The sequence below is a fragment of the Aeromonas intestinalis genome, from assembly GCF_054052485.1.
In genome coordinates this window covers 150,672-168,373 of record NZ_JBSTYK010000002.1, presented here as the reverse complement: position 1 = coordinate 168,373, position 17,702 = coordinate 150,672, and the positions used below count along the sequence as shown (strand labels likewise).

At 61.5% G+C, this 17,702-nt stretch carries 17 protein-coding genes; 12 read left to right on the top strand and 5 right to left on the bottom strand.

Features of this window, described 5'->3' with window-relative positions:
• Position 1 precedes the first annotated feature (1 nt).
• Together ACW5W7_RS03080 and ACW5W7_RS03075 are read left to right on the top strand one after the other, a co-directional pair.
• Positions 2-505, top strand: a complete 504-nt coding sequence (locus ACW5W7_RS03080) for a M48 family metallopeptidase (RefSeq protein ID WP_349922001.1) — start codon at positions 2-4, stop codon at positions 503-505.
• A 101-nt stretch (positions 506-606) separates the two neighbouring features.
• A complete protein-coding gene (locus ACW5W7_RS03075) occupies positions 607-1,347 on the top strand; it encodes a DUF2927 domain-containing protein (protein ID WP_456500872.1) in 741 nt (246 codons plus the stop codon).
• Positions 1,348-1,559: 212 nt separating this feature from the next.
• Here ACW5W7_RS03075 and ACW5W7_RS03070 read toward each other — a convergent pair whose 3' ends face one another.
• Positions 1,560-1,808: a DinI family protein gene (locus ACW5W7_RS03070; RefSeq protein WP_349922000.1), complete on the bottom strand. Its 249-nt coding sequence runs from the start codon at positions 1,806-1,808 to the stop codon at positions 1,560-1,562.
• 245 nt (positions 1,809-2,053) lie between these two features.
• Here ACW5W7_RS03070 and ACW5W7_RS03065 point away from each other — a divergent pair, with 245 nt between their 5' ends.
• From ACW5W7_RS03065 to kdgT, 5 genes are all read left to right on the top strand, one after another.
• Positions 2,054-2,323: a type B 50S ribosomal protein L31 gene (locus ACW5W7_RS03065; RefSeq protein WP_434667610.1), complete on the top strand. Its 270-nt coding sequence runs from the start codon at positions 2,054-2,056 to the stop codon at positions 2,321-2,323.
• Positions 2,320-2,445 (top strand): type B 50S ribosomal protein L36, encoded by a 126-nt coding sequence (ykgO, locus tag ACW5W7_RS03060; protein WP_005300174.1) that lies wholly within the window; start codon positions 2,320-2,322, stop codon positions 2,443-2,445. Before ACW5W7_RS03065 ends, ykgO begins: the two co-directional genes overlap by 4 nt.
• Positions 2,446-3,066: 621 nt before the next feature.
• Positions 3,067-3,990: a 2-dehydro-3-deoxygluconokinase gene (gene kdgK / locus ACW5W7_RS03055; protein ID WP_456500734.1), complete on the top strand. Its 924-nt coding sequence runs from the start codon at positions 3,067-3,069 to the stop codon at positions 3,988-3,990.
• 127 nt (positions 3,991-4,117) lie between these two features.
• Positions 4,118-4,591, top strand: coding sequence for a YhcH/YjgK/YiaL family protein (locus ACW5W7_RS03050; protein WP_456500733.1), 474 nt, complete (start codon positions 4,118-4,120; stop codon positions 4,589-4,591).
• Positions 4,592-4,645: 54 nt separating this feature from the next.
• On the top strand, positions 4,646-5,650 hold the full coding sequence (gene kdgT, locus ACW5W7_RS03045; protein WP_456500732.1) for a 2-keto-3-deoxygluconate transporter: 1,005 nt from the start codon (positions 4,646-4,648) through the stop codon (positions 5,648-5,650).
• Positions 5,651-5,973: 323 nt separating this feature from the next.
• Here the strand turns inward: kdgT and ACW5W7_RS03040 are convergent, their stop codons facing one another.
• Positions 5,974-6,864: a LysR family transcriptional regulator gene (locus ACW5W7_RS03040; RefSeq protein WP_456500731.1), complete on the bottom strand. Its 891-nt coding sequence runs from the start codon at positions 6,862-6,864 to the stop codon at positions 5,974-5,976.
• A gap of 114 nt (positions 6,865-6,978) precedes the next feature.
• On the opposite strand from ACW5W7_RS03040, the gene ACW5W7_RS03035 reads away from it, so the two are divergent.
• Genes ACW5W7_RS03035 through ACW5W7_RS03025 form a run of 3 tightly spaced genes read left to right on the top strand, consistent with a single transcriptional unit; the run spans position 6,979 to position 9,778 of the window.
• Positions 6,979-8,130 carry a methionine aminotransferase gene (locus ACW5W7_RS03035; protein ID WP_456500730.1) on the top strand — a complete coding sequence of 384 codons (1,152 nt, stop codon included), beginning with the start codon at positions 6,979-6,981 and terminating at the stop codon, positions 8,128-8,130.
• 8 nt (positions 8,131-8,138) lie between these two features.
• Positions 8,139-8,954, top strand: coding sequence for a carbon-nitrogen hydrolase family protein (locus ACW5W7_RS03030; RefSeq protein WP_456500729.1), 816 nt, complete (start codon positions 8,139-8,141; stop codon positions 8,952-8,954).
• A 53-nt stretch (positions 8,955-9,007) separates the two neighbouring features.
• Positions 9,008-9,778 carry an ABC transporter substrate-binding protein gene (locus ACW5W7_RS03025; protein WP_456500728.1) on the top strand — a complete coding sequence of 257 codons (771 nt, stop codon included), beginning with the start codon at positions 9,008-9,010 and terminating at the stop codon, positions 9,776-9,778.
• A 127-nt stretch (positions 9,779-9,905) separates the two neighbouring features.
• On the opposite strand, the gene ACW5W7_RS03020 is transcribed toward ACW5W7_RS03025, so the two are convergent.
• Both ACW5W7_RS03020 and mprF read right to left on the bottom strand, forming a co-directional pair.
• The gene (locus ACW5W7_RS03020) at positions 9,906-10,622 is read right to left on the bottom strand and encodes an AcvB/VirJ family lysyl-phosphatidylglycerol hydrolase (protein WP_456500727.1); all 717 of its coding nucleotides are present in this window, start codon (positions 10,620-10,622) and stop codon (positions 9,906-9,908) included.
• A gap of 9 nt (positions 10,623-10,631) precedes the next feature.
• Positions 10,632-13,199 (bottom strand): bifunctional lysylphosphatidylglycerol flippase/synthetase MprF, encoded by a 2,568-nt coding sequence (mprF, locus tag ACW5W7_RS03015; protein WP_456500726.1) that lies wholly within the window; start codon positions 13,197-13,199, stop codon positions 10,632-10,634.
• Between the two features lie 506 nt (positions 13,200-13,705).
• Here mprF and sbcB point away from each other — a divergent pair.
• Complete coding sequence (sbcB, locus tag ACW5W7_RS03010) at positions 13,706-15,133, top strand: exodeoxyribonuclease I (protein WP_456500871.1); 1,428 nt, start codon at positions 13,706-13,708, stop codon at positions 15,131-15,133.
• A 149-nt stretch (positions 15,134-15,282) separates the two neighbouring features.
• Entirely contained in the window at positions 15,283-15,789 is a 507-nt protein-coding gene (locus tag ACW5W7_RS03005; protein WP_349921990.1) for a hypothetical protein, read from the top strand.
• Positions 15,790-15,859: 70 nt separating this feature from the next.
• Here the strand turns inward: ACW5W7_RS03005 and ACW5W7_RS03000 are convergent, their stop codons facing one another.
• Positions 15,860-17,575: a glycoside hydrolase family 36 protein gene (locus tag ACW5W7_RS03000; protein WP_456500725.1), complete on the bottom strand. Its 1,716-nt coding sequence runs from the start codon at positions 17,573-17,575 to the stop codon at positions 15,860-15,862.
• Between the last annotated feature and the right edge of the window lie 127 nt (positions 17,576-17,702).

Below are 17,702 nucleotides of genomic sequence, written 5' to 3'. Positions count from 1 at the left end.
CATGGCGGAACTGACCTATCTCGGTGGCTATCCCGAGCCCCTCAAGGCCCAGGTGCAGCAGCTGATTGCGGCAAACAAGCTCGGCGAGGTGCTGGCCAAGCGCTACCCCGACACGCACCTCATCCAGAGTGACAAGGCGCTCTTGGCCTACACCATGGATCTCAAGAACCGCTACCTCAAGAGTTCGGCACCACTCTCCAAGGTGATCTTCGACGGCAAGATCAACGTGATCAAGGATGCGCTGGGCCTGCACACCTATGTCAGCCGGGTGCAGGGCAACAAACTCAAGGCCAAGAACGAGATTCGCATCGCCGCCCTGTTCAAGGAGGCCCACCCCGCCTTCCTGAAGATGATCGTGGTGCACGAGCTGGCCCACCTCAAAGAGAAGGATCACAACAAGGCCTTCTACCAGCTCTGCCAGCACATGGAACCGGACTATCATCAACTGGAGTTTGATCTCAGGCTCTGGCTCACCTGGCGTGACATCGAGCGGAGCAAGGGCTGATCAGGTTGCAAGGAGGCAACATGTTCCCATGGCGACAGCGTTTCCGGCGATATGGCCGCCATCTGGTGGGGCCCTGGCTTGTCAGCGCCTGGCTGGCCTGGATGCCAAGCCTGCCCCTGCAGGCGGCCGCCCGCTGGCAGAGCGATGCGTATCTCATTCAGAGCTTCATGGAGGTCGCCATGAAACGCGAATATGGCCATGAGACCCAGATCCGCTTCTCCCGCTGGCAGGCTCCCATCCGCCTCAAACTCATCAACGAATTTGGCGACAAGCCGCTGCAGGCCGAGGTAGTCAGAGTCCAGAGCCAGCACCTGGCCAGGATCACCGGCCAGCCCATCCAACTGGTGGAGACCAACCCCAATCTCACCCTCATCATGACGCGCCACCAGCAGATGGCGAGCTGGGCCAGCCGCACCATAGGCCGGGGGGATTCGGTCAAGATCGCCCTCAAGGAGGGGATCTGCCTGGCCAACTTCGCCACCAACCCTCGCTTCGAGATAGCCCGCGCCACCATCATCATTCCGGTGGATTACAGCCGGGACAAGGGGCGCTTTTTGGACTGCGTGGTGGAGGAGCTCACCCAGGTGATGGGACTGCCCAACGACTCGGACAAGGTCTTCCCCTCCATCTTCAACGACCGCAGCATCGACAGCTTCCCGACCGGGCTCGATTACGTGCTGCTCAAGCTCGCCTACCACCCGGCCTTGCGCTCTGGCATGACAGTGGACGAGGTGCAGGCCGCCCTGTCAACCGCCATCAAGACCCTGCGGGCCAACGGTGACATCGCCCAGGCCGACCAGCGGGTGCAGATAGATAGCCTGAAACGCTGGGCCGGGCTCTAGCCTGCCCTGCGTCAGCTCGTCAGCAATCAGCAATCAGCAATCAGCAATCAGCAATCAGCAATCAGCAATCAGCAATCAGCAATCAGCAATCAGCAAATCACATCCTTTGGCTTGTTTGTCACTGTGCCATCAACAAAAAAACGCAGCCTGGGCTGCGTTTTTTTGTCATCACAAGCTGACCGTCATACAGCCTCGGCCTGAGTGCTAGAGGCTCAGGCGTGCTGCTCTTCCGGCATCCAGCTGTCGGCGTTCTCCCACACCTCCTGCACCATGGCTTCAGCCAACTCCTTGTCTTCCTTGCTGGCCCGGCTGACCGTCAGCGCCATGGTACTACCCGGGGCCACCCGCACATGCAAGTCGGGGAATTTCTCGCCCAGCTGCTTGAGCAGCTCCTGGCGCAGTGCCTCCATGGTCGAGGTGGGGATCTGATGTTTCTTGTCGATGATGATTTCCAGACGCATAGGGTACTTCTCCATGATGGTTAACTGTATTTTTATACAGTAATTTGAAAAAGTAAAGCCTTTGGAACGCGCCACTCATATCGATGCACTGAACCCCGAGCGAACCCCTGATGATCGGATCTTGCCCCTCACTGTTCCTCCCAGCCTGCGTCCACGGGTGAGCCTGGATCGATAAAAAAGAGTTGATATTGATTCTCATCTGTCGCACCATTAATTTGTTATAAGATAACATCACAAGGACAATCATGCGCCCCCATATTCACCCCGAGTATCGCCAGGTCCTGTTCCATGACCTGACCACCAATACCCACTTCCTGATCGGTTCCACCCTCAAGACCGATCGCACCAAGCTGTGGGAGGATGGCAATACCTACCCCTATGTGACACTGGATGTCTCCAGCGCCTCCCACCCCTTCTATACCGGCAAGCAGAAACAGGTTGGCAAGGAAGGACAAGTGGCCCGCTTCGGTCAGCGTTTCGGCCAGTTCCTGAACAGAAGCAAGGAAAAATCATGAAAGTGCTCTCCTCCCTCAAATCCGCCAAATCACGCCACCCCGACTGCCAGATTGTGCGCCGCCGCGGCAAGCTGTTCGTGATCTGCAAGAGCAACCCCCGCTTCAAGGCGCGCCAACGCTGAACGACGCCCCCATCTACCGCTGGTCATGGGGCCAGCGGGTTTACCTGCCTTCATACGGTCGATAACGGCTCACTCTCATCTTTATTAACGACCCGGCTGACCCGCATCTCGTGACAATAACCCAATATAAAATATCGCCAACTTCCATACCACCAATCTTTACGCTAAAAAATCACATAAAATCCAGATAAAAAGCCATTCCACCGCGGTTTTATCGTCATCCTCGCTAGCCAACCCCTGCCCGAGGCCAGCCCTGCATCGCCTGGCAGTCTTCAATGCTCCCTCTCATCAAACCCCTCGATGCCAATGACGGGAAACCACGGCACACTTTTCACCACAAGCCTCCTACCTCTGCAATTTCCCGATGGCATAGGCATGCCAACCCCCACCAGAACGACCACCCAGCCGCCATGAGATGTCGATCATTTCACCGTTTATGGTGTGAAAATTGTGTCATCCGGTAAACGCATAGTTACCCAAAAGAGGTATTAGATGGTGACTTTGGGCGCCACTCTCCATAATTTTTGCGTTAAATCACAATTTAATGAAATGGCATTTCAATATGCTTGATGCATTAATTTCATTTTATAGAATGGCGACATCAGAACGGTGGAGAGTCCCATGTCTATCAAGATTGCCGTCATCGGCGAATGCATGATCGAGTTGTCCGAAAACAAGACGGGCATCCAGCGCCATTTTGGCGGGGACACGCTCAACACCGCCGTCTATCTGGCCCGTACCAATGCCAACCTGGCGGTGCACTATGTCAGTGCCCTCGGCACGGATGCCATCAGCGACGCCATGCTGAGCCAGTGGCAACGCGAAGGGATCATCACCGACCTGGTCCAACGCATGGCCAACAAGCTGCCAGGGCTTTATCTCATCGAGACCGACGATAAGGGCGAGCGCACCTTTCACTACTGGCGCAATGATGCTGCGGCGCGCTATTGGTTGCAGACGCCGGACGCCCGCTCTGTCTGCCAGCAGTTGCAGGATGTCGACTACATCTACCTGAGCGGGATCAGCCTCGCCATTCTCTCACCCCAGGATAGGGCCACGCTGCTGGCTCAACTCGCCCTCTGCCGGACCCAAGGGGTGAAGATAGCCTTTGACAACAATTACCGTCCGCGCCTGTGGGAAAGCCCGGAGGCCGCGCAGCAAGCGTATAGCGCCCTGCTGGCCCTGACCGACCTTGCCTTCCTGACCCTGGATGATGAGGTTGCCCTGTGGGGCGATCGCCAGGTCTCCCAGACGCTGGCGCGTACCCAGGCCCTCGGTGTCGGTGAAATCGTCATCAAGCGGGGAGCCGAACCCTGTCTCATCGCCCAGGGGGATCATCAGTGCGAAGTGCTGGCCGTCTCGCTCCCCCGGGAGCGGGTGATCGACACCACGGCAGCAGGCGACTCGTTCAGTGCCGGCTACCTCGCCAGCAGACTGGCCGGCAATGCCGTCGCCATCGCCGCTCGCCATGCTCATCGGCTGGCCAGCACCGTCATACAGCATCGTGGGGCCATCATTCCCCCGGCCGCCATGACAGCCCCCTGAATATCGAGAGGGCACCGATGGCGTGCCCTTGAACAGAAGCGACCTTGGTTGCCATGCCACTCTCTCGTCAGAGGGGGTTTACCTACCTGCAAATGCAGGTAATTCCGTCAGAAAGGATATTCGACTCATGATCATCGGTAATTTGAACTGCCTTGATAACGCCCTGCTGCCAGCTCCGCTGAAGGCGTTGTTGAATAAAGAAGAGTGTTCCTTTGCGCAGTTGAGTAATAAGGAAGACGGCAGGTATGACATCCTGGACAACACCGTCTTTTATATTGTTTCAAGCCCGATGACGGCCCCCGAAAATACGCTCAAGAGCGAATTCCATGAGCAGTTCATCGATATTCAGATGCTGCTGTCGGGTCATGAGGTCATCGCCACCAGCAACACCATCACCCAGCCGCACCCCTATCAGGCGTGCAAGCCGGATCTCCTATTCGTGGATGATGACCAGCTCACAACCCGCATCGTGCTGGCCGCCGGCGACTTCGCCATCTTCTACCCGGGGGAAGTGCATCGGCCGACTTGTCAGCAGGAAGAGCCGACCCGGATCAAGAAAGTCGTCTTCAAAGTCTGCAAGGATTGGCTGGCCAACCAATAAGCCAGCCCCAACACCACCCATTCCATTATTTCCATTTTCGACAAGGAAGTAGCCATGAAGATCAAACAAACGTTGGACAAGATCCCGGGAGGGATCATGCTGGTGCCTTTGCTGCTGGGGGCCACCCTCAACACCTTCGCCCCTGGTGTCGCCGAATACTATGGTGGCTTCACCAAGGGGATCATCACGGGGACTGTGCCCATTCTGGCGGTCTGGTTCTTCTGCATCGGTGCCTCCATCAACCTGCGCGCCACCGGCACCGTGCTGCGTAAATCCGGGGTTTTGGTCATCACCAAGATAGCCGTCGCCTGGGTGGTCGCCCTGGTCGCCGCCAAACTCATCCCCGAGCATGGCATCCAGGCCGGCATGCTGGCCGGACTCTCGACCCTCGCCCTCGTCTCGGCCATGGACATGACCAATGGCGGCCTCTACGCCAGCCTGATGAACCAGTACGGCACCAAGGAAGAGTCTGGCGCCTTCGTGCTCATGTCCATCGAATCCGGTCCCCTGATGACCATGGTCATCCTGGGGGCGGCCGGGCTCGCCTCCTTCCAGGGCCACCATTTCGTCGGTGCGATCCTGCCCTTCCTGATCGGCTTCGCCCTTGGCAACCTGGATCCGGATCTAAAAGAGTTCTTCAGCAAGGCAACCGGCACCCTGATCCCCTTCTTCGGGTTCGCACTGGGTAACACCATCAACTTTGCGGTCATCATCGACACCGGCCTGCTCGGCATCCTGCTTGGTCTGGCAGTCATCGTAATCACTGGCATTCCGCTGATCTTCGCCGACAAGTGGCTGGCCGGTGGCAATGGCACCGCCGGTGTCGCAGCCTCCTCCACCGCCGGAGCCGCCGTCGCCAACCCGATGATCATCGCCCAGATGAATCCGGATTTTGCCGCCATCGCTCCTTCGGCCACCGCCCTGGTTGCCACTTGTGTCATCGTGACCGCCGTCTTGGTGCCGATCCTGACGGCACTGTACAACAAACGCTTCGCCCCACCGGCCATCCCTGAGGTTCCTGCCGCTGATGCCGCCATGGCCAAGGTGCACCGGGCTTGATAGAGGGGAACCTTGCCCCTCTTACTCCATAACCCATAACCCCAGGCAAACATGTCTGGGGTTTTCTTTTTATGACTGGAATAAACACTGGTTAAATATATTTAATCCTTGAAATTGAGATGTTCACCCATCTGAAAGTGCACACCTGATTTAATTCCGGCGAACCTGGCATTGATTTAGCGAGTCATTTAAAAAAAAGAAAGAGCCATTGAATTGAGTTGGCCTGCAGGTTATTTCCATCCATGACGGCGGGGGAATATCGCCTCCCCGCTCGCGGACAGACACCTATTACGCATCCCCATCCAATAATGGGAAGATCATATTCAGGATGACGGGTGACGGTCCTGCAACCAGTGACTGATCCGGGTCACCCCGGCGCGCTGGTTATCGGGGCGCACCAGCAAGGCATATTCGTGATCCGTGCCGAGCACCAAATCGAACGGCGCCACCAGGGTGCCGCTCTCCAGCTCTTCAGCCACTATGGTGGGATCGCCGAGGGAGAGGCCAAAACCCTGCAGGGCCGCATTCATCGCCAAGTCCAGGGTGTCGAACAACTGCCCCCCCTGGGGTTGCCAGGGCGTGCCGAGGAAGGTCGCAAACCAGTTGCGCCAATCCCGCCTGTCCGTACTGGCATGGAGCAGCGGCATCAGGGGAAGATCCTCGATGGGGCGCTCAAACAGGCCATGTTTTTGCGCAAACGCGGGGGAGCAGATGGGGGTCAGACGCTCCCGAAACAGCGGTTGGCTGTGGGGATATCTGGCCTGGCTCGATTGATAGACGATGGCGAGATCGAAGGACTCACGGGAGAAATCGATGCCATGGCTGTGGCTGCCCCGTACCTCGACCTCATCCCCCTCGAATGCCTGCAAGCGGCGCAGCAGCCAGCGGCTGGCACAGGAGGGCACCTTGATGCTGATGGCCTTCTCATGGGCCAGGGCCTGCAGGGCGCAGAGCCCCTCTCCCATGCGCGCCAGCCCCTCTCTGACGAAGGGCAACAGGCACTCGGCGGCGGGAGTCAGACTCAGGCAGCGCGTCCCGCGCAAGAAGAGCGGATGGCCGAGGCGCTCCTCCAGCTGGGCAATCTGCTTGCTCACCGCCCCCTGACTCACGCACAGTTCATCGGCCGCCAGGGTGAAGCTCAGATGGCGGGCGGCACACTCAAAGACTTGCAAGCCATAGAGGGGCAAGTGGCTACGGGCGGGGTAGGTTGACATTCAGGCCTCCATGCTTGAGAAAAACTCATGCATACCATGCCGAATAATCCTTTGTCCGACAAGCCTGCCCGAGGCTAAAAAGAGGCATCTTTCACACAATCAGGTGACGGCGTGATGTCTTCCCCCCGCATTCTCAGCAAACTGCCCCAGGTGGGCACCACCATCTTCAGCGTCATCGGCGATCTGGCCGCCCGTCACCCCAGCATCAACCTCTCCCAGGGGGCGCCAAGCTTCCCCTGCGATCCCGACCTCATCCGGGTCACCCATGAGGCCATGCTGGCCGGTGAAAACCAGTATGCCCCCATGACGGGGTTGCCCGAGCTGCGCGAACGGCTGGCGGCCAAGATTGACGCCAGCTATGGCCATGCCTACGATGCCGGCGAGGAGATCACCATCACCGCCAGTGCCAGCGAAGCCCTGTTCTGTGCCATCACCGCCCTGGTACACCCCGGCGATGAAGTCATCATGTTCGAGCCCGCGTTCGACAGCTACCGCCCCATGATCCAGCTGCAAGGGGCCACCCCTGTGGTGATCGCCCTCAAGGCGCCGAATTTTGCCATTCCCTGGGACGAGGTCGCCGCCCGCATCACCCCGCGCACCCGCATGATAGTGCTCAACACCCCCCACAACCCCACCGGTACCGTCTGGCAGGCGGGAGATCAGGAGCGCCTGGCCCGCCTGGTGCGCGGCACCGACATCGTCATCCTCTCCGACGAGGTGTATGAGCACGTGGTGTTCGATGGGGCCCTGCACCAGAGCGTCATCCGCTACCCGGAGCTGGCGGAACGCTCCGTCGCCGTCTTCTCCTTCGGCAAGACCTTCCATGTCACCGGCTGGCGGGTGGGTTACTGCGTCGCCCCCCGTCCCCTGATGGAGGAGATCCGCAAGGTTCACCAGTTCGCCATGTTCGCCGCCGACACCCCCATGCAGTACGGTTTCGCACACTTGCTCCAGCAGCCCGCCCACTACCAGGGGCTGGCTGATTTCTATCAGCGCAAGCGCGATCTGCTGGTCTCGGCCCTGGGCAATTCTCGCTTTACTCTCCTGCCCTCCGCCGGCAGCTTTTTCATGCTGGCCAGCTACGAGCGGATCACGGACGAAGCAGACAGCCTGTTCGTGCAGCGCCTCATCCGCGATCACGGGGTCGCCACCATTCCGGTCTCCGCCTTCTATCACGACGGCACGGATCAGCGGGTCATCCGCCTCTCCTTCTCCAAGGATGACGACACCCTGCTGGCGGGCGCCGAGCGTCTGTGCAAGGTCTAGGAGGCGTCATGGATAGCGTGCGTGTTGCCGTATTGCAGATGGTGTCGGGGGACAGTCTCGCCCGCAACCTGGTCCAGGCCGAAGCGCTGCTGCGTCAGGCGGCGGCCGAGGGGGCCGAGTTTGCCCAGCTGCCCGAATATTTCTATCTGATGCCCGACGATGAGCGGGCACGGGTCGCCCTGGCCGCAGCCGTGGAGGATAGCCCTCTGCTGGCATGGGTCCAGGGGCTGGCCCGGGAGCTCGGGATCTGGATCCTGGCGGGCACCCTGCCCCTTGCCAGCGAAGAGCCCGGCAAGATGTACAACAGCAGCCTGCTCATCGACCCTCAAGGGCAACTGACCACTCGCTATGACAAGTTGCACCTGTTCGGCTTTTGCACCGACAGCGAGCAATACGATGAGGCCGCGACCATGAGCCCGGGCCAGCAGGTGGTGAGCCATCCCCTGCCCTGGGGTCTGCTGCGTTTCGGCATCTGTTACGACCTGCGTTTCCCCGAGCTGTTTCGCCTTGGACCGGCCCCCGACATCATCGCCCTGCCCGCCGCCTTCACCCATACCACGGGGGAGGCCCATTGGGAGTTGCTGTTGCGGGCCCGGGCGGTGGAGAATCTGGCATTCGTGCTGGCCTCGGCCCAGGGGGGATATCATCCGGGTGGACGACGCACCTACGGTCACAGCATGATCATCGATCCCTGGGGCCGCGTGCTGGCCCGGGTCGAGACAGGTCAGGGCATGGCCATCGCCACCCTGGATCTGGCTGCCCAGCGCACCGTGCGCAGCCAGCTGCCCGCCCTCCACCATCGCAAGATACCCGTCGGCCCCTGAGGCCGGTACATTGACGACCATTGGCATGACGCCACAACTTCAAGGGAATGACCATGAAACTCAACACAGCCATGATGCTGGTGGCCCTGGCCACCGCCGGACAAGCCGCCGCCAAGCCCCTGGTGATCGCCACCGATGCCACCTATCCCCCGTTCGAGATGGTCGACAGCAGCGGCAAGCTCGGCGGCTTCGAAGTGGATCTCGCCTATGCCCTGTGCGCGGCCATGAAGGCCCAGTGCGAGGTGATCAACCAGCCCTGGGATGCCCTGCTGCCGGGCCTCCAGGTGCGTAAATACGACGCCATCATGTCCTCCATGAACATCACCGACGAGCGGCGCCAGAAGGTGGACTTTAGTCAGGTCTACTACATGATGCAGAACCGCTTCGTGGGGCGCAGTGACAAGGCCGCCACCTTCGCCGACGATCCCGCCCACTTCAAGGGCAAGGTGATCGCGGTGCAGGAGGGGACGCCCCAGGACAACTTCATCACCGCCCGCTACGGGGAAGTGGCCAGCATCAAGCGCTACGTCAACGCCCAGTCTCCCATGCTGGATCTGCAATCCGGCCGTGCCGATTACACCTTCGGCAACATGGTGCAGCTGAAAGTCGGTTTCCTCGACAAGGAGATGGGCAAGCAGTTCACCTTCGTGGGTCCCCAGTTCAACGGCACCCAGGACAAGATCCTGGGCGAAGGGGTGGCGGTGGCGCTGCGCAAGAACGACGCCAAGCTCAAGGGCCAGTTCGATGTCGCCATCGACAGCGTCAAGGCCGACGGCACCTTCGATCGACTGCTCAAGAAGTATCAGCTGGAAGATCTGCTGTAAGGCAGATTGACTCGCCATAAAAAGACTTACCACAGAATAAAACAACGCCAGTCAATTGACTGGCGTTGTTTTATTCCATTCCCAACCAAGGCGATCCATTCGCCCGGGCCAGACGATCCCGGCATCCTCAGTGATCCTGTTCCTCCCCCGGCCAGGGCAGCCGATCGGCGATGCTCCGGTACAGCACCCCATAGTCATCGTCAAAGTGGTGGGAACCTGGCAGCGTCACCGTGGTGACGTTTGGCTGTTTGAGCCTTGGGCAGAGCCGCACCGGCGAGTCATCCTCTGCCCCCTGCAGACAGAGCAGGGGCAACGACGTGATCCGCTGCACCTCAGGCTGGGTGGGATAATTGCCCGCCTTGTTGTGTATCACCATATCGCTGACGTGGATCTCGAAATCCGAGGCCGTCGAGGGGGAGAGCATCACCGCCCCCACCAGGCTGTCGCGATAGTGCTGTGGCAACCGGTTGATGACGAAGGGGACGATTTCGGCCCCGAAAGAGAACCCCACCAGCAACCAGCGCTGGCGCCCCCAGCGGGACTGGTAGTCGGAGAGGATCCGCACCAGATCGGCGCTGGCCTGCTCCGGCGTCTTCTTCTTCCAGTAGTAGGTCAGCGAACTCCAGCCCACCACCGGCATGCCATGGCGCTGAAACTCGGCGCTGAGCCCCTTGTCGAGCGCCGCCCAGCCGCCATCCCCGCTCATGAACACCACCATGGGCGCGGACGATGCTTTGGCCACCGGCAGCTCCACCAGACCGAGATCCCCCTTCACCGATGGGCCCTGGGGTGCGGCGACAGAGGGAAAGACACAACACAACAGCAATAACAGCAGGGCTCTCATGGCCAACTCCTATTTCTTCAGCATGTTATTCATCAACCCAAGCGGGCCGCGGCTTATCAGGGAGATCAGGTGAGTCAAAGTGCGGGGCAGCGTCAATCGGCTGGTGCAGAGCAGATAGCGGGGCTCCCACTGGGGGGAGAACTTCTCCTTGTAGCGGCGCAGCCCCTGGAAGTTGTAAAAACGGCTGCCTCGGGTAAACAGGGTATTGCCGAGCCGGGCCCAGTAGCTGGCAAGGGGGTGATCGTTGAAGCCGGACATGGGGGCCATGCCGAGGTTGAAGCTTTCATAACCCTCCCCCTTGCCCCACAGCAGCAGCTCCACAAACAGGAAGTCCATGATGGGGGCCGTGCTTGTGTCCACGCTGTAGCGCATCAGATCGATGGAGAGGCTCTCCTTGTTGTCACTGATCCAGAGGTTGGCAAACCCCACGATGCGGCCCTCGTGCCACACCAGCGCCGCCGGGCTCAGGGCAAGATAGTCAGGCTCGAAGCTCCCCACCGAGAACCCCTTCTCCTTGCCCTGCTTGCTGCGCAGCCAGGTGTCGGAGATGGCCTTGAGGGCGGGCAGCAGGGCGGCCACCTGGGCCACGTCCACCACCTCGAAACTCAGTCCCTCCCGCTTGCCCTTGGCGTGGCTCTGGCGCAGGTTGCGCAGTCGGCTGCCGGCGAGATCGAACCCCTTGAGATCGACGATCGCCTCCTCCCCGAGCTTGAACGGGATGAGGCCGAGATCCAGGTAGAGCGGCAGATAGCGGGCCGACACCTGATAGAACACCGGGTTGGCGTCCTGTTCGTCGCACAGCTCCCTAAACTGCCACAGCAGTTCCTCGACCAGCGAGGCATGGCCGATGGGATCCCCCATCACTATCCAGCTGTTGCCCTCCACCCCGTACATCAGAAACGCCTCGCCACTGGCGTGAAACAGCAGTGACTTGTCACCGAGCTGGGCCAGATAGCCGTGACCGCCGCCATGACGCAGCACCAGCGCCTGCGCCCGGGCCAGCTCCTCTTTGCCCGGCTTGTTGCCAGAGACCCGCAGGGGCGCCAGCAACTGGGCCACCCCCACCACCGCCAGCACGGCGATCACGCTCCCCATGGTGCGCAAGGCACGGGAAGCCGCGCCCGGCCCGTGGGCCGAGACATTGAGCCAGAGGCTCTGGTCATACTCCACCTGGCGATAGGAGAAGAAGAGCAGCCACAAGGCCCCCAGCAGCACGGCCCCCACCGACATCAGCCAGCCGGGGGTGAACTGGGCGTGCAGCAGGGAGCCCTTGCGATAGAACAGCGACCGACAGGGGGTGATGACGAGCAGGAAGGCGCCGAGCAGCAGGGCAGACTCCCAGTCGGCCCCCTTGAACAGGGAGAACATCATGCCAAGGCCAAGCAGCCACTGGGTGATGCGAAACGCCCCGTCGTGACGCCGATAGAGGCTGTGGGCCAGCAGGATAAGGAGCACGCCGCTGACGCTGCCGAGCACGTGGGAGATCTCCAGCAGATGCAGAGGGAAAATCTGCAACACGGCCTCGATGCGCCCCCGCATGGTCGGCACCATGCCGGAGCAGAGCAGCAGTGTGCCGGCGGCGAAGGTGCCGAGGCTGATGAGGGCCGGCAGAAATTCGCGCATGGCGCTCATGAGCCCCTGCAGCCGCTGCCAGCGGGCCCGCTGTTGCAAGGCCTCCTGGCTCGCGAACAGCAGCAGGGCGCAGAGGAAGGGCAGCACATAGTAGATGCAGCGATAGAGCAGCAGGGCGGCCAGCAGTTTGTCCGCTGGCAGATAGTGGGCAAGCAGCAGGCTCATGCTCGCCTCAAACACCCCCAGTCCCCCCGGCACATGGGCCAGCACCCCGAGCAGGCTGGAGATCACGAAGGCGCTGAGCAGCACGCCATAGGGCACGCTCCCAGACGGCAGCAACACATAGAGCACGGCGGCGGCGGCCATCCAGTCCAGCAGGGCGACCAGCAGTTGCAGCAGCCGGTACTTCAGGTTCGGCAGGGTCAGCTGATGGCCGCGCCAGCTGAGCCGGGCGCCGGGCCAGAACAGATAACCCAGCACCGCCAGCAGCGCCAGGGCGCCAGCCAGTTGCAACCCCCAGCCCGCCCAATCCGGCCAGCCCGGCAACAGACTCTGAGCCTGCCCCAGCAGGAGGGAGAGCCCGCCCCAGGCCAGCAGGCCGAGGAAGAAGGTGATGGAGCAGAACAGGATGACGCGAGCCACCTCGAAGGTGCCGAGCCCCAGGGAGGAGTAGAGACGGTAGCGCACCGAGGAGCCGGTCAGCAGCGCAAAGCCCAGGGTGTTGGAGAAGGTATAGGCGATGAAGGAGGTCATCCCGACCTGCGGCCAGGGTACGGGCTTGCCGAGCATGCGCACCGCCAGCAGGTCATAGCCGCAGAGGCAGCCATAGCTCAGCAGGGTCAGCAGCAGGGCCCCGGCCAGCGGCGGCAGGGGTTGGGACCAGAGGGCCAGCCGGATATCGTGCCAGTGCCAGGACTCGGTCAGGTGATACAACACGGTCAAGGCCGCACCGAGCAGCAGCAGGCTGCACAGGGGGCCTATCCAGACGAACAATGAACGCCGCATTCCCGCTTCCCGTCATGATATTGAGAATGAACACACCCCATTGAGCCTACAGGCAAACCCGCTGTGGGGTGAAAAAACCAACTCAAATGAGAACAGACACGACGCCGCTGCGCCTGACAGAAGCCCGGCCATCCATCGGACAAGGGCGGCCACCTGCCACCGGGCCAACCCGGCCCTCTCGTCATGCACACATGATTCACCAGAGCCCCGCCCGACCGCCATGCTTCTTCTGTAACCTTATGTACAGGCAGCAAATGCTGACGTTTCCCACAACCGAGCCTGCTCGTGCCCCTTTCTCGATATGACGATCATGGGCTGCTGCCGGGGCATCCCCTAACAGATCTGCACGAACTGACGTTGCCCGCGCCTATGGTATGGACTGCCGATTAAAGCATCAGGCGGGAGGGCTGCACTTCGCTCTGCCGACGCTATGGTTTACCATGCTGGCATTCGTGGTGCCCGTCACCATCCACCCTGGCGCCAGGCGCCCCCGCATTTCGGACAACATGAGCAACGCAGCACAATCAGGCCAAGGGCCGACCTTCTACTTCCACGACTACGAGACCTTCGGGATCAGCCCCGCGAAGGACAGGCCGTCCCAGTTCGCGGGCATTCGCACCGACGCGGATTTCAACCTCATCGGCGAGCCCCTGGTCATCTACTGCAAGCCCCCTGCTGACTACCTGCCGGATCCCGAGGCCTGCCTCATCACCGGCATCACGCCGCAAAAGGCGATGAAGGACGGGTTGTGCGAGGCGGACTTCATTCGCCAGATCCACGAACAGTTCGCGACGCCGAACACCTGCGTGCTCGGTTACAACAGCATCCGCTTCGATGACGAGGTGACCCGCTACACCCTCTATCGCAACTTCTACGACCCTTACGCCTACGCCTGGCAGAACGGCAACTCCCGCTGGGATATCCTCGACATGCTGCGGGCCTGCTACGCCTTGCGTCCGGAGGGGATCACGTGGGCGTTCGATGAAGAGGGCAAGCCGAGCTTTCGCCTCGAAAAACTGACCGTGGCCAACGGCGTGGCCCACGCCAATGCCCACGATGCGCTCTCGGACGTGCTGGCCACCATCGAGATGGCCAAGCTGGTGAAAAAAGCCCAGCCCAAGCTGTTCGGGTATCTCTTCGATCTGCGCAACAAGAACAAGGTCAAGGCCCTCATCGACGTGGTGACCATGAAGCCCCTGGTGCACGTCTCCGGCATGTTCTCCCCCTGGCAGGGGTGCGTGAGCTGGGTGTCGCCACTCGCCTGGCATCCCACCAATCAGAATGCGGTGATCATGGTGGATCTCACCCGCGACCCCACCCCCCTCATCGAGCTCAGCAGTGACGAGATCCGCGAGCGGCTCTACACCAAGAAGGATGAGCTGGGGGACCTGGCCGGCATTCCGGTGAAGCTGGTGCACATCAACAAGTGCCCGGTGCTGGCCCCGGCTGCCACCCTCACGGCCGAGCGGGCGGACGAACTCGGGGTCAATCGGGAGCAGTGTCGCAAGAGCCTGGATCTGCTGCGGGCCCACCCCGAAATACGGGAGAAGCTGGTGGAGGTGTTCAACCAGGAGTTCGCCGCCAGCAACGACAAGGATCCCGACACCCAGCTCTACGCCGGCTTCTTCAGCCACGGCGACAAGGCCAGCATGGATCTGGTGCGCGCCACCCCGGCGGATCTGCTGGGAGAGCGGGAATTTGCCTTCAGCGATCCGCGCCTGCCCGAGATGCTGCTGCGCTATCGTGCCCGCAACTGGCCCCATACCTTGAGCGAAGCCGAACAGAAACGCTGGCGCCTGCACTGCAGCGACTACTTCAGCAGCCGGTTGCCGGATTATGTCGCCCGTCTGGAGGCCCTGGCAGAACAGAATCAGGGTAACGAACGGAACTTCGCCATCCTCAAGAGCCTCTATCGCTACCTCGAAGATCTCTGATATGTGAGTGATTTCACAGTTAAATCCCTGTACGCTCCCCTTGCTCGGGACATAATGAGCAAGGGGAGCCCAGACTCCTGATAATTTGATTATTTGTATCTACGAACGGCAGGACGCCGTGCCATCGACTCTTGGGGATTGCCGATTTGATGCGTTCAGGACTGTCTGTTTTCACCCTTGTGGCCTGTGCCTTGCTGCCCTCGGCTGCCATGGCCAGCGTGCGCTTCGAGGTACCGGACTATCTGCTGCGCCTGCCCGAGCAGACTTACCGGCTCATCGAAAGCAACTTCAGCACCCTCTATCGGCAGACCGACTTCACCCCCCAGATCACCAACAGCTACTTCAACCACTCGGATCTCTATCGCTTCGCCGGTATTCCGATCGCCATCACGCCGCAAAACGGCTTCCAGATGGAAGTGTTCGGCCAGCTCTACAACAAGTCGTCCCAGATCTACGCCCAGATGAGCGAGGATCTCTCCCTCTATCGCACCCTGCGGGTCGACATGATGGGGGATCAGACCGACGAGGTGGCCATCGGCATGGGACTCGGCATGCCCCTGAGCAAGCGCATGACCCTGAAGGCCCTGGTCTCCAGCAACGAGATCCCGGGCTACGGCTCCTCCAACTATGCCATCGGCATGGAGTGGCACTTCTAGCGCCTACCCAAGCAACCAGAGACACCAAAAAAGGCTCCCGAGGGAGCCTTTTTATCTACCTGAACTGACTTTAACGGTACAGCAGCACTCTGCCTTGCCCTGCTTGCAGCGCAATCCGCTGCCCCGCGGGGCGCTCATCCCAGAAGTCCTGCCCTCCCGCCGGCACTGAGACCTCCCGCGCAGCGCCTTCCCAGTTGAACAGGCAGAGCAGCTCGCCGCCACCTGGCAGCGCCACCCGACCACGGCTGAACCCCATGTCATCGAACCGGGCCGCCGGGGCCCGCGCCTCGCACAGGGCCAGCAGCTTGTGCAGCCAGGCCGCCTGCTCTTCATTGAGATCCCGCAGCCTGTCCCCCGCCAGCACCATGCCGCCGCTCGCCACCAGGGCGGCGAGGTGGAACTGGTAGTCCGCCTCAAAGGCACGTTGACTTGGCAAATCCCGCAGGCAGACGCAGTCCGGATCCAGCGCCCACAACCGGTCATTTTGCCAGGCGCGGCAGAAGGCCTCCCGCGCTATCTGGCGAAAACGGGGGCCATGGCGCTCCACGTCATCGCTCACCCGCATGCCGTGCACCAGCCCCAGACTCGGCCAGATGGGGGCGTTGCAGCCGAGCAGGAAGGCCCCCTCCCCGGCGCCGCGCAGCACTGCCGCCATGCCACGGCGATAGGCCTCGACCCGGGTCGCGCTAGCGTCGTGGAACTGGCCGCCGTGAATGGCGCCCCAGAAGTTCGCGTCCAGCTTGAAGTAGTGGATCCCCCACTGCTGGCGCAGGGTGCGAAATACCTGCTCGAGATGGGCCTGCACCTCAGGATGGGTGCCATCCAGCACATACCAGGGAGTGCAGCGCCAGCCACCGTAGGTGACCCGCTCCGAGGGGAGCGGCAGACCGTCCTCCCCCTTCACGAACCACTCGGGATGCTGCTGGAATACCCGGGAGCCGGGTTCGGCGATAAAGGGGGCGACCCAGAGCGCCGGCTCGCAACCGGCGGCGCGGATCTCGCTGGCAAGCGCCGCCACCCCCTGCTCGAATTTGGCAGACGGCTCAAGCCAGTCCCCCATCCTCGCCTGATAACCGTCATCGATCTGCACATAGCGCAGGCCTGAAAAGCGCGCGGCCCGCGCGGCCAGATTCTCGCGGATGTCGTCCGCGCTCACCTGCGCGTAGTAGTGATACCAGGAGCACCAGCCGCTGGGGCGGGCCTTCACGTCGGCGACCAGGGCCGGGTGTTCGGCGCCAATCCGGCTGGCCAGCTCAGCCAGCAGCGCCTCCCGATCCGGCCCCTCCAGGCAGAGCAGGGCTTCGCTTTGCCAATGCTGGCCCGGGGCCAATGCCCGCCCCTCGCCGTTCATCAGGATCTGCAAACGGCCATCGGGATAGAGCCGAAACTCGCCGCCAAAGCGCTGGCAACTCGTGAACCCCAGCAGCAGCCAGCCCCCCGCTTGCTCCACCAGCAGCAGGTTGTGGATGGTGTGATAACCCTGATCCGCACTGATGCGATAGACGCTCGCGTCCGGGCAGCGTCCGACCGGCTCGGGAGAACGCCAGGTGCCCATGGTCTGGGCCAGCATCTGGAATCCCTCCCCGTAGATGGCGGCATCAGGGCTAATGCCGAGATCGCCATCAAACAACAACCACGTCTGGATTGCCGCCGGCGCCGCACCCGTGTTGTCCAGCCGCACCCGGCACAGGGGGCCATCCCAGGCGGGGGTCTGCAGCAGTTGGGTATGGGGGTCAGGCTGGGCGGATAACTGGCGCAGCCGGGACAAGCGCGAGGGGGCCGACATGGGATCTCCTTCTGATGGGCAGGTACGATACGTCTGGTGAATGGAAACGACGCTGGCGCCATTGTATCCCCTGTGGGTCAGTTGGCCCTGTCCTGTTCCCCCCGCGTTCTGTTAAACTGCGACCTCG

What these genes read in the sequence shown, in the direction of transcription:
- ACW5W7_RS03080 (WP_349922001.1), top strand. Translation starts at nt 2, where the DNA reads ATGGCGGAACTGACCTATCTCGGTGGCTATCCCGAGCCCCTCAAGGCC.
- ACW5W7_RS03075 (WP_456500872.1), top strand. Translation starts at nt 607, where the DNA reads ATGCCAAGCCTGCCCCTGCAGGCGGCCGCCCGCTGGCAGAGCGATGCG.
- ACW5W7_RS03070 (WP_349922000.1), bottom strand. Translation starts at nt 1,808, where the DNA reads ATGCGTCTGGAAATCATCATCGACAAGAAACATCAGATCCCCACCTCG.
- ACW5W7_RS03065 (WP_434667610.1), top strand. Translation starts at nt 2,054, where the DNA reads ATGCGCCCCCATATTCACCCCGAGTATCGCCAGGTCCTGTTCCATGAC.
- ykgO (WP_005300174.1), top strand. Translation starts at nt 2,320, where the DNA reads ATGAAAGTGCTCTCCTCCCTCAAATCCGCCAAATCACGCCACCCCGAC.
- kdgK (WP_456500734.1), top strand. Translation starts at nt 3,067, where the DNA reads ATGTCTATCAAGATTGCCGTCATCGGCGAATGCATGATCGAGTTGTCC.
- ACW5W7_RS03050 (WP_456500733.1), top strand. Translation starts at nt 4,118, where the DNA reads ATGATCATCGGTAATTTGAACTGCCTTGATAACGCCCTGCTGCCAGCT.
- kdgT (WP_456500732.1), top strand. Translation starts at nt 4,646, where the DNA reads ATGAAGATCAAACAAACGTTGGACAAGATCCCGGGAGGGATCATGCTG.
- ACW5W7_RS03040 (WP_456500731.1), bottom strand. Translation starts at nt 6,864, where the DNA reads ATGTCAACCTACCCCGCCCGTAGCCACTTGCCCCTCTATGGCTTGCAA.
- ACW5W7_RS03035 (WP_456500730.1), top strand. Translation starts at nt 6,979, where the DNA reads ATGTCTTCCCCCCGCATTCTCAGCAAACTGCCCCAGGTGGGCACCACC.
- ACW5W7_RS03030 (WP_456500729.1), top strand. Translation starts at nt 8,139, where the DNA reads ATGGATAGCGTGCGTGTTGCCGTATTGCAGATGGTGTCGGGGGACAGT.
- ACW5W7_RS03025 (WP_456500728.1), top strand. Translation starts at nt 9,008, where the DNA reads ATGAAACTCAACACAGCCATGATGCTGGTGGCCCTGGCCACCGCCGGA.
- ACW5W7_RS03020 (WP_456500727.1), bottom strand. Translation starts at nt 10,622, where the DNA reads ATGAGAGCCCTGCTGTTATTGCTGTTGTGTTGTGTCTTTCCCTCTGTC.
- mprF (WP_456500726.1), bottom strand. Translation starts at nt 13,199, where the DNA reads ATGCGGCGTTCATTGTTCGTCTGGATAGGCCCCCTGTGCAGCCTGCTG.
- sbcB (WP_456500871.1), top strand. Translation starts at nt 13,706, where the DNA reads ATGAGCAACGCAGCACAATCAGGCCAAGGGCCGACCTTCTACTTCCAC.
- ACW5W7_RS03005 (WP_349921990.1), top strand. Translation starts at nt 15,283, where the DNA reads ATGCGTTCAGGACTGTCTGTTTTCACCCTTGTGGCCTGTGCCTTGCTG.
- ACW5W7_RS03000 (WP_456500725.1), bottom strand. Translation starts at nt 17,575, where the DNA reads ATGTCGGCCCCCTCGCGCTTGTCCCGGCTGCGCCAGTTATCCGCCCAG.